The sequence below is a fragment of the Nonomuraea recticatena genome (assembly GCF_039533245.1).
Lineage (GTDB): Bacteria > Actinomycetota > Actinomycetes > Streptosporangiales > Streptosporangiaceae > Nonomuraea > Nonomuraea roseola.
Window position 1 is genome coordinate 1 of record NZ_BAAATE010000047.1, and the last position, 14,621, is coordinate 14,621.

At 68.6% G+C, this 14,621-nt stretch carries 12 protein-coding genes; 3 read left to right on the top strand and 9 right to left on the bottom strand.

The features are described 5' to 3' along the window. The first annotated feature begins 387 nt into the window (after positions 1 to 387). Positions 388 to 1,371: a tyrosine-type recombinase/integrase gene (locus ABFX50_RS45815; protein WP_346156355.1), complete on the top strand. Its 984-nt coding sequence runs from the start codon at positions 388 to 390 to the stop codon at positions 1,369 to 1,371. Positions 1,372 to 1,424: 53 nt separating this feature from the next. Here the strand turns inward: ABFX50_RS45815 and ABFX50_RS45820 are convergent, their stop codons facing one another. Further along, positions 1,425 to 2,003: an RICIN domain-containing protein gene (locus ABFX50_RS45820; protein ID WP_346156357.1), complete on the bottom strand. Its 579-nt coding sequence runs from the start codon at positions 2,001 to 2,003 to the stop codon at positions 1,425 to 1,427. A gap of 490 nt (positions 2,004 to 2,493) precedes the next feature. After that, positions 2,494 to 2,631 carry a hypothetical protein gene (locus ABFX50_RS45825; RefSeq protein ID WP_346156360.1) on the bottom strand — a complete coding sequence of 46 codons (138 nt, stop codon included), beginning with the start codon at positions 2,629 to 2,631 and terminating at the stop codon, positions 2,494 to 2,496. A gap of 507 nt (positions 2,632 to 3,138) precedes the next feature. Here ABFX50_RS45825 and ABFX50_RS45830 point away from each other — a divergent pair. Further along, entirely contained in the window at positions 3,139 to 3,396 is a 258-nt protein-coding gene (locus ABFX50_RS45830) for a Rossmann-fold NAD(P)-binding domain-containing protein (RefSeq protein WP_346156362.1), read from the top strand. 704 nt (positions 3,397 to 4,100) lie between these two features. Here ABFX50_RS45830 and ABFX50_RS45835 read toward each other — a convergent pair. The 6 genes from ABFX50_RS45835 to ABFX50_RS45860 form a co-directional block, all read right to left on the bottom strand. After that, a complete protein-coding gene (locus ABFX50_RS45835) occupies positions 4,101 to 4,766 on the bottom strand; it encodes an NUDIX hydrolase (RefSeq protein WP_346156364.1) in 666 nt (221 codons plus the stop codon). Positions 4,767 to 4,855: 89 nt separating this feature from the next. Further along, complete coding sequence (locus tag ABFX50_RS45840) at positions 4,856 to 5,356, bottom strand: NUDIX domain-containing protein (RefSeq protein ID WP_346156366.1); 501 nt, start codon at positions 5,354 to 5,356, stop codon at positions 4,856 to 4,858. Next, the gene (locus tag ABFX50_RS45845) at positions 5,353 to 6,720 is read right to left on the bottom strand and encodes an NsdA family TPR-like regulatory protein (protein ID WP_346156370.1); all 1,368 of its coding nucleotides are present in this window, start codon (positions 6,718 to 6,720) and stop codon (positions 5,353 to 5,355) included. The genes ABFX50_RS45840 and ABFX50_RS45845 overlap by 4 nt, the downstream gene beginning before the upstream one ends. A gap of 2,022 nt (positions 6,721 to 8,742) precedes the next feature. Further along, positions 8,743 to 10,242 (bottom strand): NUDIX domain-containing protein, encoded by a 1,500-nt coding sequence (locus ABFX50_RS45850; RefSeq protein ID WP_346156455.1) that lies wholly within the window; start codon positions 10,240 to 10,242, stop codon positions 8,743 to 8,745. Continuing rightward, positions 10,196 to 11,062 carry a hypothetical protein gene (locus ABFX50_RS45855; RefSeq protein ID WP_346156373.1) on the bottom strand — a complete coding sequence of 289 codons (867 nt, stop codon included), beginning with the start codon at positions 11,060 to 11,062 and terminating at the stop codon, positions 10,196 to 10,198. Before ABFX50_RS45855 ends, ABFX50_RS45850 begins: the two co-directional genes overlap by 47 nt. 569 nt (positions 11,063 to 11,631) lie before the next feature. Next, on the bottom strand, positions 11,632 to 11,895 hold the full coding sequence (locus tag ABFX50_RS45860) for a hypothetical protein (protein ID WP_346156375.1): 264 nt from the start codon (positions 11,893 to 11,895) through the stop codon (positions 11,632 to 11,634). A 1,145-nt stretch (positions 11,896 to 13,040) separates the two neighbouring features. Between ABFX50_RS45860 and ABFX50_RS45865 the strand changes: the two genes are divergently transcribed. Further along, on the top strand, positions 13,041 to 13,925 hold the full coding sequence (locus ABFX50_RS45865; protein ID WP_346156378.1) for a DUF8189 domain-containing protein: 885 nt from the start codon (positions 13,041 to 13,043) through the stop codon (positions 13,923 to 13,925). Positions 13,926 to 14,016: 91 nt separating this feature from the next. On the opposite strand, the gene ABFX50_RS45870 is transcribed toward ABFX50_RS45865, so the two are convergent. Next, the gene (locus ABFX50_RS45870; protein WP_346156380.1) at positions 14,017 to 14,529 is read right to left on the bottom strand and encodes an NUDIX domain-containing protein; all 513 of its coding nucleotides are present in this window, start codon (positions 14,527 to 14,529) and stop codon (positions 14,017 to 14,019) included. Positions 14,530 to 14,621 lie beyond the last annotated feature (92 nt).

The window sequence follows — 14,621 nt, forward strand, 5'->3', positions numbered from 1 at the left end:
CGCAGGAACAACTCCCACAACTCATCAGGCACCAGCCGTCGAAGGAACGCATCCACGAACGGTCTAACGATCAATCTCCAAATGAGTCACGGTCTTAGCACTGTTGATGGAAGGTGACAGCGATTCGTCGTCGGAGCGCCGCAGCGAACGCAGAACGGGTCGGTCCGGACTCGCGCTCTGCAACGCCGCAGGAGGGTCGATAGCGGGCTGGCGCTGCAGCGGCCCCTATATATGGGTGTGCGCTTGGCTCTGGCTTGGCGAACCGGATGCTAGCGCCGTCTCCGGTAGGGGGTGGCTTAACCGGGGCAAGGCGGGCGCCTGTCTGGGACTCCTGGAATCGCGCGCATAATCCCGCTTATGCATACCGGATCTTGGTAGTGTCATTACGTGACCACACTCAGTCACCAGACCGGCCATGCTGGCACACTCGCCACCATCGAGCAGTTAACGGACTTCACGGACGCCTGGCTCCGGAACCGCGACCTGTCCGCCAACACCCGCGACGCCTACCGCCGCGACGTCCTCCAATACCTCGCCTGGTGCCACAGCATCGGGCTCACCCCCGTCGCGGCTCGCTGGACCCACATCAACACCTACGCCCGGCACCTCGAGACCGTCCCCGCGCACCCCAAGTCGCCGAAACCTCTTGCCAAGCGCAGCATCGCCCGCAAGATGTCGGCCCTGTCGTCCTGGTACGCCTTCCTCCACAAGCTCGACGCCGTGCCGGCCAACCCCGTCGACGCCGCCGACAAACCGAAGATCGATCGCGACCACACCAGCACCGTCTCCTTCACCGAGGCCGAAGCCGCCGCCATCGTCGCCGCCGCACGCACCGACAAGCACATCGGCCCGCTCTGCGCTGCCGCGCTAGCTGAGACCATGGTCGCCCTCGGCGCCCGCGTCACCGAGCTGTGCCTGACGACCGTCGGCGATCTCGGCTACCAGGAAGGCAACCACACGCTCGCCCTGCGCAAGATGAAGGGCGGCAAGATCCGCGTCCGCAGCCTCCCGCCGGCGGCCCGCGCCGCGATCGAAACGATGCTCACCGCCCGACCTGGCGCCGCAGCCGACGAGCCCCTGTTCCGCGACCGCGACGGTCGGCCGCTCGACCGGCACATGGTCTACCGCTTCGTCCGCCGCGCGGCCCGCAACGCGGGCATCCCAGCCGCCGCGAGGATCACGCCGCACTCGTTTCGGCATGCCTGGGCCGCAGCCGCCCGCCGCGCCGGCGCCGACCTCGAAGACCGGCAGCACGCCCTCGGCCACGCCGACCCGCGCACCACCCAGGGCTACGACCGCGCCAGCCGCTCGCTCGCCTCCGACCCCGCCTACCTGGTTGCCGCCGCCATCGCGAAGGCGGCAACTGGATGAGCAGCCGCGCGGTCGCGGTGACGGCCGCGCGGCAGTGTGCTGGAGGTCGGTGGTTACACGGCGTCCAGGGCCCAGTAGGTGGCCCTGACGCCGGGGTTGGTCAGGAAGACCCACTGGTCGACGTTGACGTCGGTCCAGGGCCGGAAGGCCTCGCCAGAGGAGTGGTTGACGAACTGCACCTCATTGCGGCTGAACGAGGAGCGCTCTACCCGCCAGTACTGGGAAGAGTCGCTGGTGTTGCAGGCGACCTGGATGACGAGCGTGCGGTTGAGTCCGCCCAAGGGGCCGGGCTTGATGCACCGGTTGGTGTGGATGTTTTTGATCTGGTAGTACGCCCAGCCGTCGGAGTGGCGGCGTTGCTGGAACTTCCAGCCGTTGCCCGCGTCGGAGACCGCCGAGTAGATGGGCAGACCCTCGTTGGAGTTGAAGCCCCAGCCCTCAGGCACCAAGTGGCCGCCGGTGAGGACGTTGTCGATCTTGTAGGTGCGGTTCTCATCGACCCAGCCCCACACCGCGGGATGGGGGTCGGCCTGGAGCATGGTCGTGGCCCGCGCGGAAGAGGCGAGGCCGAGGGACAGGCCTGCCGCGGCGATGAGACAGGTCAGACGACGGAGCAGGGACGCGGGGGTCATGACAGCCTTTCCAGGAAGGGGGCGGGCGAATGCGCCGACCGTGAGGAGATCGCGGACGGGATGTGTGGTGTGTCGGTGTTGTGCGCGGGAACTGGCCGCCGAACGCGAGCCGGACGCCGGGCCCGGGTCAGCGCCAGCCGCCGCCGTTGCCGCCGTAAGGTGGGCAGGGGGTCGGGGGCCGGGCGCAGATGGTGATCTCATCGGTGGCGATTGCAGTGGCGGCGATGGCACGCACATGCCGCAGGGGGCGATGCATGATCCTCCAGCCCTTTAGTCCTAACAATTTGTGATTGAACTCATGCTCTAAGTAATCAAAGCTGATGGCGCTAGGGACTACCGCCACAGTGATAGCCCTATCCCGTCGCCGCGATGCCCCGAAGTCGGCCGTTACCAGCACCGCCTGCGCACTGGTGAGCCGGAGCGGTGTGGGGTGGCGATGCCTGCCCGCGCCGGGACGAACAAGGCGCCCGCCGCCTCTTTCGATCGGGAACTACCCGACCTTGCGGGAAGCGGTCCTGGCGGCGCGGGCCTGGAAGCGGGATGCCGCGTTCGCGCCGGACAGCGAGCCGACCGGCTGGACGTCGTGCCACGACGCGCGGGACGGCGAGGCCGCCGCCGACCAAGCCATGTGACCAGGGTCGGCTGCTCATCCAGATCCAGATCTTCACCGTCGTGTTCATCGCCCTGTGTGGTGTCATCTCGGCTAACGAGGACCTGGCCGACCAGGCGGGCCCGTACATCGGCGGGTCAGCGCTCGCGGTGGCGTTGTTGGCCCTCCGCGCGGGTCCCTGGCACCAGACGCAAAGTAGCTGTGGGTCACCGGGAGCTCCCAGGCGGCTTGGCTAAGAGCGCTCGCGAGCAAAGCGATCTGCGAAAACGTCCCCGCCGTCGTTATCGCGGCGGCGAGCGTCGGACTCATCCCCGAACGCTCGGACCGAAACCCGGAGTCGGGCGTCGCAGCCGTCACCCGCTGTGCCCTGCGGAAACGCCCTACTTTGCTCCTGGTGACAGCGACCCGAGCGGCGGGCCTAGTCGCTTCACATCAAGCATAAGTAGATCTTAAAAGCATCTGAAGTTTAGGTAGCTGGACTTCACGATGGTGCGGCGGGCAAGCTGGTGCGCATGCATTCTGCTGGTGGGTGCGACGGAAACCTTGGGCCGGAGCGTCCTGGAGGCCCTGGCCGAACGGGGACATAACGTCGTCGAGGCATGGCGCAAGGGCCCGGACGTCGCGGTGGACATCATCGCCCCTGGGGCGATTCAAGCGATGTACGAGCGGGTGGGAACCGTGGACGCGCTCGCCTCGTGCGCCGGAGATGTGCCATGGCTGCCATTCGGCGAGCTCGGCCGCCCGGACCTGCTGCAGGGGATCGGAGGAGGCAGCGGCGCCTAACAGTCGGATGACCATGCACTCCCTACGGAGGGAATTCTCGTGCACAACCAATCTGATGGAGGAAAGAAGTGACGTGTTTCGCTAGTCGCATCAAGTGGCAGTTGCTGCGCTGCACAGCGGTGTTAGCTTCACTCCTCGTCTTCGCGGCATGGTCGGCTGCCCCGGCTCATGCAGACAGTGCAGAAATCAGGCGGTCACTCTGGATGACCGGGACGCCCAATGCCGGCAACTGGGCCTCCACAGCAATACGGTCCATATGGCTGAGACAGAGCACATATGAGATGCGGGGCGGGCTCTTCCAAGGTTGCACAGTCGATCTGCCCTGTCAGGTTGTCCAGAGGAGCGAATCTCGGAGGAGTATCGACCTTGCTGCGGGCTGGTACTCGTGGGGCTGTAGTGTCGGCGCCGTCGGCGGTACCGGCAGCGATCGGTTTGCATACCGACAGCAATGCTTCCTCACTCCTGAGGGCATTGCGAGTCCGACCGCAACCCTGGTGTCGGATACTTTCGTTATCCACGAGGGAACCCACACGCTGATCGGTCGACTCATCAGCGGTTAGGCCGTTTTCTGCGGATCTTCTGTCGGCCCGGATCCGGGTTCCCGGGCCGGTCGGCAGACGCGGACACGCAAACCACGGCCGGTTGTCCGCCCAGGGTCCATTGAACCTGCTGGCCGAATACCAGGCCCGCCGCTCGGGTCGCTGTCACCAGGGGCAAAGTAGGGCGTTGCCGCAGGGCACAGCGGGTGACGGCTGTGGCGCTCGACTCCGAGTTTCGGTCCGAGCGTTCGGGGATGAGTCCGGCGCTCGCCGCCGCGATAACGACGGCGGCTTACACCCAGGTGTAGTTGGCGTCGGTGATGGCAGGTAGAGCCGCTTCGACCGCCATGGCCTCGGCGAGGGCAGCGCGGCGAGAGCGGGGCCGATGGGTGGGAAGATGGGCAGCTCCGCGGTCTTGCGGTAGTCGATCCACTCGACGATGCCGATCTCGCGATTCCCGTCGGGCAGCTCGTCGTACTCTTCGACGGCCATCCGGGCCCGCACCTCGGGTGTGACATGAAGCCGGTAGATCAGGTGGAGTTTCCGCGGCGGCGGGGTCGGCCCAGGGCGGGTGACCATCTGGTCGGCCACCCACAGCAGCTGGGGCGGAGTGGCGTGGCTGATGTCGAGAGCAAGCTCCTCGGCGAGCTCGCGGGCGAGCGCGGCCAGGAGGTCCTCGCCGGGTTCGACCTTGCCGCCGGGCGGCGTGTAGTGGACGAAGTCGGCGCGGTCACGGCGGATGAGCGCGATGTCATCGCCGCAGAACACGAGCGCACCGACGCGAATCTTGACGCAGGAGAACGGTGTCGCGCCGTGGGGATCGCTGGTCATGGCCGACAGTATTACGGCCAGCTGCCGGCACCGGGGGGATTCGGCTGGTGCCTGCTAGGCGCCCGCTGGATGCCCTGGCCGGGCAGCCGCTAACCGTGCTGGGGCCGGTACACGGTGGTGCCCTGCTCGCGCGCGGCGAGCGCCGCCGGGATCCGAGCCGCCACGGCCGGCGACGACAGCGCCACAGCCTCGTCGACGGTGACGTAGGCGTGGTCGTCGAGCTCGTCGCGCTGCAGCTCGATCGCCTGGTCGGCCAGAGTGCCGCCGTCGAAGAGGAAGTAGACGAGTGGGCGCGTCCGGTGCCCGTACGGCGGAGCCCAGTCGACGACCAGCAGCCGGCCGACGTCGACGGCGACGCCCAGCTCCTCGCGGAGTTCGCGGGCGCAGGCCACCTCGGGCGGCTCGCCGTCATCGGCCATGCCGCCGGGGATGAGCCAGTGAGGGCGGTAGTTCGGCTTGACGAGCAGAATCCGCTGGTCCTGATCAGTGATGAGCGCACCGGTCGCGGTGTGCACGGACGCCAGCTGCGCGTAGTAGATCTCCGGCTCGACGAACGTCGGCGAGACCGTCGGAGTTGAATGATCGTTCATGGTTTCTGGAGCAGTTCCCGGGATTGCTCGATGTAGTCGCGGACGCATCCTACGTCGCGGTGGCGAGACAGCCGCCGCTCAAGGTCGTGCAGGCGGGCCTGCAGCCGGGCGGAGGCCAGGTATGGGTAGACGGTGAGAGCCTGCCGGCCTGTGGCGCAGGCGGCGTCGAGATCGCCGCGGCCGGCGTGGACGGTGGCCAGCAGCGTCTGGTGCAGCGCCAGGGTGCGGACGTTCGACTCGGGAAGGTCCAGGGCGGCGTCGGCGTGCCGGGCCGCCTCGTCGTACAGGCCGAGGTCGCGCAGCGCGTGCATGGCGGAACCGGCGTGGTGGGCGGGAGTGAAGGTGGCCAGCCAAGCCGGGTCGGTGTCCGGCGTCGCCCGGTTCATGGCCTGCTCGGCGCGGCGGATCGCGGCACGCGCTTCGCTGCGGTCGCCGACGAGCCCCCAGCCTCGCGCCTCGACGACCGCCAGGCGGGCCAGGAGAGTGCGGGTCGCGGCCCGGCCGGCTCCTGATCGTGCGGCGCGGGCCAGCCGGGCAGCCTCCGCCCCATGGTCGAGGAACAGCGCCTGGGTGGCGAGGTTGGACAGGATGTGCGCGGCGTAGGCGCGATCGCCGGACTGGCGGGCCAGGCTGAGCGCCTGGATGAAGAACCGCTGCGCCAGTCCTTGACCATGGGTGCGGTGCTGGTCGAACGCCATCCACCCGGCCAGCTCGGTGAGGGACGCGACGGCGGCGAACAGCTCGCGCCCCACCGCGGTGGTGTATCGGCCGGCGAGCAGCGGGTTGACGGCCCGGTCCAGGTGGTCGACCAGCCACGTGAAGGCGTGGCCGCCGCCGTTGGCGCGGTCCAGGGCGATGAACTCCAGCCGCGCCCTGTGCAGCCGCTCCACGTCGGCCATGCCGACCGCCCGGTCGCCGGTGGTGCGGGCGGCGGTGGCGTGTGCGGGCGCGAAGTGCCAGTCGAAGCCTGCGCTGGTCGCGGCGCTGATAATGAACGCCGAGCCGAGCACGGTGCGGCGTTGGACGACGTGCTTCCACAGCTCCGACACGGTCGCGGCGGCCTGCTCGGCGTTGGCCGCGACGGACAGACCGAGGTGGCCGGTGCGGTCGCTGAATCCGAGATCGTCGACTTCGACGGCGCGGCCGAGCCAGCCTTGCAGGACGTCGGCGATCAGCGCAGGTACCGGGTCGTCGGGGACGCGGCCGCGTAGCCACCAGTACACGCTGGCCTGGTCGTAGCGCAGGTCCAGGCCGTGACGGTCGGCGGCGAGCGTGTTCACCTTCCGGGCGAGGGCGCCGTTTGAACGGCCGGTGGCGGCGATGACGTCCGCCAGGTGGTGGTTGGTGACAGGCCGTCCCTGCATGGCGTCCGCTCCCTGACATGACCAGCCGCGCCCTGTTCTGCCGTCACCACGGTAAGCCGGATGGCCGCTCCTGCGTAGCCGAATGCGAGGGACGCAACCCCGCACAACCCCGCAATGCTGCCGGGCCGGTGGCGCATGGGCGCGCATCTGGCCCGCCTCCCGCCGCCCGGATGTCCTTGTCGCGACGGTCACGACGACGGTGAGGAGATCGCAGCGATGCGAGAGACGAGCACGATCCTGCGCGAGATCAACGCCAGGGTGGAGGCGAGACGGTGCGCGGCCGAGGCCGGGGGTGCGCGGCTGCTGCCGCCGCTGCTGATGCTGGGGACGATGGAACGGGTCGGCTCCAACTGGCTGTCCGACACGCTGCGCGTGGCCATGGACCAGCACAACGAGCCGCTGCGGCAGCAGCTCGCCCATGACCACCCGCTGTCGCCGCTCAACCCGGACGCGGCCGGCCTGGTGGCGGCCGAGCGGCGGCTCACTCCGTACAGCCGGCACTGCCTGGTGGCGTTCACGGTGTCGAAGTACGCCACCATCCGGCAGGTGATCAAGGAGACGAATCTGTTCTTCGCCGTGCCGAACGTGCTCGAACTGTTCCCGGACGCGCCCGTGGTGGTGCTGACGCGCAGCCCGCTCGGCGTCGCCTCCTCCTTCGCGCGCGGCCGCCTGTTCGAGCGCTGGGACTACCGCGCCCGCTACCGGCAGATGGTGGACGCCGCCCGGCGACCGGACGTCCCGGTGGCCGGGGCTGCGGCGCTGGTGCCCGACGACGACCCGGACGACCTGGTCGCCCTGGCCCGCCTGCACGTCCTGAACACGGTGCTGTTGGCGGCCGCGCTCGGCACCCGCTCCGACGACGCTGGCGACGCGACTGGCGGCGAGATCGTGTGCATTCCGTACGAGTCGGCGGTGAGGAGCCCCGCGGCCGGCTGGCACAGCCTGGCGCGCGTGCTGCCCGAGCTGGCAGGAAGCGCCCGCCCGGCCGCCGCCCAGCCCGCCACCCCGCCCACGGCCGCGCGGGCGGGTGCGGCGCAGGCGGTGGCCGAAGACACCTTCGTCACCACCGTCCCCAAGACGGCGCTGACGACGCACCTGGACGAGCGGTCGGCCGAGCTGGTGCGCGCCGCTGCGGCCGCCGCACTGGACACCGCGCAGCGCGAGTTTCCCGCCGGCGTCACCGCCCAGGCCGTCGAGTGGTTGGCAGGCGACCACCTGTATACGCCGGCGCCGCCCGCCCGCCCGTCGACCGGCAGACGGCCCCTCGCGGCGGCCGCGCGTCGCGGCCGGAGCGCACTCCGGCCCGGGTATGTCACGCGTGAGGGGTTGAGCTGGCGCAACCTGCTGGTGTCGAACGCCGAGTTCGCCAGATTCCTCAACGAGCTGGCCGACCACGGCGTCGACAACCGATCCGGTGGCGCCTACCTGCTGTGCTGCGAGATGCCGCACGAGCGCGGCGGCCGCCTGCACCAGACCGACGACGGCAGGTGGACGGTCAGCCCCGGGTTCGAGGACCATCCCGCGTACTGGGTGACGTGGATCGGCGCGGCCGCGTTCGCTGCCCGCCACGGCGCCCGGCTGCCGCTGCTGGACGAGATGGTCGCGTTGATGGCGGGCGACGTCGCCCCCGATGTCGCCGCCAACACCGACTACGCGGTGGGTGACACCGTGCCGGTCGTCCAGGACGGGGTCGCCGGTGACGCCATCCACCACGTGATCGGCAACGTGCAGGTGTGGTGCTCGGACGGCCCCGGCTCGGAGGACGAGCCGATGGCCAGGTGGTTGACGGGCGCGGCCTGGAACACCCCGTCAGCGTGGCAGGAGGTGCTGCGGCGGAGGGCCCGGCACCTGGCCGGCAGCTCGCGCGGCGTAGGCGTCCGGCTCGTCCAGAACGAGCCGCGCCAGCCGGTACCGGCCGACGAGTTGGCCGCGCTGCTGCGGGAGTGGATGAGCGGCCTGCAGGAGCGGAGCCTGCCGCTGCACGTCCTCGACGGCCGTCTCACCGCGGCGCTGGCGGCGGCGTCACAGGCCGATGTTGGCCTTGGCGCCCATGTAGGAGCCGGCTTCGGGCCATCCGGCCTGGGCCAGCTCGACGAAGCGGGCGCTGAAGCCGAGCGAGGGCAGGTCGGCGAGCGGCACGAACTTCACGCCGCGGATCGGGGTGGTGTCGGCGCCCTCGGCGACGGCGCCCACGGTGCCGCCGGTGCGGGTGGCCTCGAACGTCATGTGGATGACGTGGGTGCCGCCGCCGGGCAGGTGGTCGCACACGTACAGCAGCCGGTCGACAGTCACTTCGACGCCGGTCTCTTCACGCATCTCGCGGGCGAGGGCGTCGGCGAGGCTTTCCCCCAGCTCGACCTTCCCGCCTGGAAGCGACCAGGAGCGGCCGGTGTCGGTGTCCTGGTCAAGCAACAGGATCTGGTCGTCTTCGATGACGATGCCGGTGACTCTCACTTTCATCACGCGCGCACGGTACCCCACCCGGTTCCGCCCGGCACCGCGATCGGGCAGGCCCGGGTGGTCGTCGCAGCTGGAGGGCTCGGCACGCGGGTGCACGGATGGGCCCGATACCTGCCGAAGGAGTGGCTGCCCCTCGACGACGGCCGGCCCGGCATCGTGCACATCCTGCAGGAGGTCGCCGCGCTCGGCCCCGCCCACGCCGTGATCGTCTACCACCCGTACTACACGTCGTTCACCTCCTGGGCGCGGCAGGCGCTCGCCCCTGACGGGCATCTGCGCTACCTCCGCTCGGCGGGCTGCGACCTTCCCTGCGACAGTCCTGGCCGGCTGCTGGCCCTCGACTGGGTCGCGCAGTCCGGCAGCTACGGCGACTTGACGTCGGTCCTCAACGCCGCCGACCACCTGCCCCACGGCCAGAGCGTCGGCGACGGGCTGTATGTGGTGTTTGGCGACAACGTGTATCCCACGTTCAACCCGCTGGCCGCGCTCCGGCAGGCCCCGCCCGGTGTGGCTGTCCTGGCACGCCCCTACCAGCGGGCGCTCGCCCAGCAGCGCGGCGTGCTCGCCACCACGCCTGGAGCGGACGGCGCACTCGTCATGGTCGACCTCGTGGAGAAGCCCAACCCGGAGACGGCGCGAGCGCTGGAGGAGCTGTACGGGCCGGACCGGCTGATGCTGCTGGAAGGCCGCGCCCGCGTCGACGACGACTTCGTCGACTACGCCCGCGCGCACACCGGCGGCGAGCCGAAGCTGTCGCTGGCTCTGGCCGGATACGCGCGCACCCGCCCCGTCTACGTGGTGAGCACGACTACGCGAGTGATCGACCTGGGTGCCCCTGCCGCGACGCCCAGCTGATTTTGCCTCGCTCGCAGCGGCGACTGGCGGGCACTCGACGCCGACCCCACAGGGCGGGGCAGGTGCGGTGGCAGGGAGAGCTTTCGGCGCAACCCGGTTCGACCACGAGCGCAGTCTCAGCTCCTCGCGGGCGGCCCCGACGCAGAAGAGGCAGCCTGTCTCATTCGTCGTCCGGGCCGTCGTCCGCCTCATCGTCTGGGTCAACATGCGAGCCGAGGTCACGGTAGTACTCCCAGAACGCCTCGTCGTCGTAGTCGTAGGGGACGAACTCGGGATCGAACTGGTCGTCGTCGGGGTCGATGCCTTCGGAGTGCTCCAGAACTTGCACCAGGAACTCCTTGGCGTGGGCCAGCAGTTCCCGGTCATCGACCCAGAGACCGAACTCCAAGCTCAGGCGCGAGCTCCTGGTGCCGTTGGCGCTGCCGAGCCATAGGCGCTTTGGCGTGAATCCCACGATGTCGTCGACGTATCCTTCGGGGTGCTCGTCGTGCCACCACAGCTCGCCGAGCAGAAACAGCTTGGCGTGCAGGATGGGGACGGGCGTGCCGCCGGACTTGCGGAACCCGAACGACCTGAAGGTCTGGAGTCGCACGGAGGGCGGCCTTGGCGACGTCGGATACAGCAGCGGCGGCTCTCCGTCGTACCGGGACGCCATGCCCGTAAGCGTGCTGAACGCCTCAGCGGGGAAACCCCGTCCCTGGGCGGCGTGCCGCTTCAGCTCCTCGAATGCCGCACGGCCGCGTTTCTTCAGCTCCTGCTTGGTGACCACCACGCAGGCGGACGGGAAGCAGACGACCCGGGCGAGCAATTCCGGGTCGTCGAACCAGGGAACGCAGCCGAGAAGCGCAGGCCCCAACGATCTCGACCGGTTCCAGCGTCCGCTTGACTCGGACAGGAACTCGTCCATTCCCTCGGTGAGCCCGCGTAGTACGTCGGGGCCGAAGAACCCGGTTCCGCTCTGGCCATAGGTGAAGGCATGTTTGAAGCTGTCCGGGAATCGAGGCTTGTCTGGCTCGCTCACCGTCACAGCGTTCAATCCTTCACACGAGTCGGACCGACTGTCAGTGGCGAGCCTATGTCGGCATTGATCGCTTCGGGACATCATTGTGCACTATGCCGACTTTCGGCAGGAGCCGCCGGGATGAAGACCCGGCCAGCCGCGCGCAGTCCCCGCCAGGTACACCGGCACCTCGACATCCAACCCCGAGGTCCTCATCGACCACCACCCAAGGAACCGACCCGTCGGCGGCCACGCCCGCTCAGGTCGGCACTACCGATCGAGTGCACGGCGCTCGATGCCGACCCGAACGAGCGGACTCGGCCACGGCAAGCCGGACGGCAGTTGGCGGCGGCCAGCTTCGACTACGGGTACAACGTGCGGGGCTTCCTGCGTGCGGTCGCGCCCTGGGCGTTGACAGCACAGCCCTACCGACCAGGACACGCGCCTGTCCGGCGGCCGCTAGTTCTTGGCGAAGTAGGGGATCCAGGCGGGCATCGTTCCTTAAGCAGCTCTCCTACGCCGACACCCTCTACGAGTAATTCCCACGAGCTGGAGCCCCGGTCACCACCCTCCCGATCGGGGCTCCTCCCTTTTCCTTACTCGCCGCCGTCTCCGCCGTCTCCACCGTCACCCCATCCGTCGTCTCCGCCTCTCCTCCCTCCGTCGTATCCGGTACCTCCGTCGCTGCTGACCTTGGTCGATGAGTTGCCTTTAGTTACTTCCGTCAGGAATAGGACGATCAGGAAGATAACGAACAAGACGGACATGAGTCCGTCCGTCTCCTGGTCAAGCGCAAAAAAGAGGAGGAGAGCGGCCACCATTGCCAGGCATGCGCCCGCCATCAGCAGGAGCGTACGCAAGACGACCTCCCTAGTTTTCGGGGACTTCACTCTTTCTCTCTGGAAGCAGTGAAGTCAATGCACCCATTTTTCGCCAGGCGTCGCGCACGGCGTGGATGGCGTTGCAGAAGGCAGCCAAGGCCTGACCCCGCCGTCGCATCTTCCCCGTCACGGTGCTGTCACGCCCGCATCACGCAGGCAGGAGCACGATGGAGGGGAGTTACGAGCCCTCCGGTCGAGGGAGGCCAGTCATGCGAGCCTCGCACCTTCAACGAGGGGTTATCGCCGTAGCTGGCGCCGTCAGCTTGAGCCTGCCAGTCGCCGGATCTCCGGTGCAGTCCACAGCGCCGACCGTTCCTGTGGCCATGAGGCATGCCGGAAGCGAAGCATGCCCGAATGAGCACATGGTTCTCCGGCCCATATCCGAGTTCCCCGACACAGCCATAGGGCGCAGCGAGTATCGGCAGCAGGAACGGGCTATCGAGCAAGCGATCTTGTGCATGGTCAATCAGACACGGCACTATTGGAGCAACGATCTCCTGCCCCGACCGCCGAAGCCTCCTTGGTGGCCATCGGGCGAATGGGGGGCCGGCTTGCCCCAGTGGCCGCCGGCGACGCGGGCGAGCGTAAAGGGCCTTGGGAAGAACGCTTTGCCCGGGCTCCCCGGGGCCGCCTATCGCCATGTCAAGGACGCGGTCCGACTCCGCTGGTGGGGGAAGGTCACGCCAGGCAAGAACTGCGTCCCCCAGCAGAACAAACCTGAACTGTGCGACTCGCATATCAATCCACAGACCAGATCGACCCCGAAGATTCGCGCCGAGGAGGCAGGCTATCCGCGTGGTTGCACGAAGGGGTGGTCGGTGGCTGAAAACACCTACGTGGGCTGGGGGCGGGATCACGTGACGCCCCGCGCCGCTTTCGACGCGTGGTACCAAAGTCCGCCCCACTTCCTTAACCTGCTCGGCGGAGGAACAGAAATGACGGTCCAGATGGCGTGGGGAAGCGCAGATCCGGCCGCACCGTCCGGCCTCCCAGCCGTGACGTATGTGCAGATGTTCGGGACCTGCCAACGGTGAAATCCTTCCCCTGTCCGTCTGACGGCGATACCACCGAGCCCGCCCCCAATCGTCAGCGACTACGTCGCAAACCAAACTGGGGAGGAACAAATGATAGACCTCCGCATCTTCGTGAACTCCGCCCTGGAGAACCAGCCATTCGGCGGCTGGCACGAAGTCCAAGGAGGCGGCCTCACCCACCACCCGGTCGCCGCCGCATCGTTCGGGAACCGGCTCTACGTCTTTGCCACGGGAACCGACGAACGCATCTACGTGAACTCCGCCCTGGAGAACCAGCCATTCGGCGGCTGGCAACAAGTCCAAGGAGGCGGTATCACCCGCTCCCCGCTCGCCGCCGCATCGTTCGGCGATCGGCTCTACGTCTTCGCCAAGGGCACTGACAAACGCATCTACGTGAACTCCGCCCGGGACGGCCAACCGTTCGGCGGCTGGCAAGAGGTCCAAGGAGGCGGCATGAGCGGCATCAGCCTCTTCCGGCTCGCCGCCGCATCGTTCGGCGATCGGCTCTACGTCTTCGCCACGGAAACCGACCAACGCATCTTCGTGAACTCCGCCCGGGAGAACCAACCATTCGGCGGCTGGCAAGAAGTCCAAGGAGGCGGCCGTACCCAGCTCGGGGTCGCCGCCGCAGCGTTCGGTAACCGGCTCTACGTCTTCGGGAAGGGAAACGATAACCGCATCTACGTGAACTCCGCCCGGGAGAACCAACCATTCGGCGGCTGGCAAGAAGTCCAAGGAGGCGGCCTTACCGAGCGCGCGGTCGCCGCCGCAGCGTTCGGTAACCGGCTCTACGTCTTCGGCACGGGAATAAACGACAACCGCATCTACGTGAACTCCGCCCTGGAGAACCAACCATTCGGCGGCTGGCAAGAAGTCCAAGGAGGCGGCCTCACCCAAGACCAGCTCGCCGCCGCAGCGTTCGGCAGCCGGCTCTACGTCTTCGGCAAGGGCGTGAGGGTATCAGCTCACGTGTAGGCGTACGCATCGGTGAGGTCGAACCGCCGCGTCACCGCTAAGGTGGCCACGAGGTCACGACACGCCGTTGATGAGCACTTTGAGGCAGGCTCTAGTCGACGTAGCCCGCGGGTGAGGGCTCGTCGACGGGCAGCCCCCACTCGGCTGCGGCGACCCGGGCAGCCGCCTTAGCCTGCTCCACCGCCGGGTCGCCCCAGCCGAGCACGTCGGCCGCGTCCTGCAGCGGCACCATCAGCCTGCGGCAGGTGTGGCCGGCGCCGTCCGGATCGGGCAGCGGCGGCTCGAAGGCGTCGATGACGCCCACCATGCGGACCTGCGCGTACGGCTCACGACCGCACTCGTGAACCTCCTGGTAGCCGAGGTAGGCGACACGGCCGACCCGGACCTGGTTCTCCTCCAGCGCCTCACGCACGAACGTCGCCGCCGCGTCCTGATCGCCGGGCTCGGGGCGGCCACCGGGGAGGCCCATCACGCCCTCGACGTCCTGGATCATCACGCGGCCCGTCGCCGGGCAGATCAGGTAGCCGTGGACCCGCACGACCGGCAGCCCCTCGGGGACGGGCGCCTCATGCCATAGGTAGACCGTTTCGGTAGCAGCTGTCACGCCGGAGCAGCCTAGCCACAGGAGCCCCAGAGGCGGGCGGTAACCGACGAGTCCGCCGCGTTCACCGAGGCGCGGAAAGCTGCCCGGTAGGC

Excerpts from the sequence above, each read along its gene's own strand:
- ABFX50_RS45820 (WP_346156357.1), bottom strand. The coding sequence starts at position 2,003 with ATGACCCCCGCGTCCCTGCTCCGTCGTCTGACCTGTCTCATCGCCGCG.
- ABFX50_RS45825 (WP_346156360.1), bottom strand. The coding sequence starts at position 2,631 with ATGGCTTGGTCGGCGGCGGCCTCGCCGTCCCGCGCGTCGTGGCACGAC.
- ABFX50_RS45835 (WP_346156364.1), bottom strand. The coding sequence starts at position 4,766 with ATGACCAGCGATCCCCACGGCGCGACACCGTTCTCCTGCGTCAAGATT.
- ABFX50_RS45840 (WP_346156366.1), bottom strand. The coding sequence starts at position 5,356 with ATGAACGATCATTCAACTCCGACGGTCTCGCCGACGTTCGTCGAGCCG.
- ABFX50_RS45845 (WP_346156370.1), bottom strand. The coding sequence starts at position 6,720 with ATGCAGGGACGGCCTGTCACCAACCACCACCTGGCGGACGTCATCGCC.
- ABFX50_RS45850 (WP_346156455.1), bottom strand. The coding sequence starts at position 10,242 with ATGTTGACCCAGACGATGAGGCGGACGACGGCCCGGACGACGAATGAG.
- ABFX50_RS45865 (WP_346156378.1), top strand. The coding sequence starts at position 13,041 with ATGATAGACCTCCGCATCTTCGTGAACTCCGCCCTGGAGAACCAGCCA.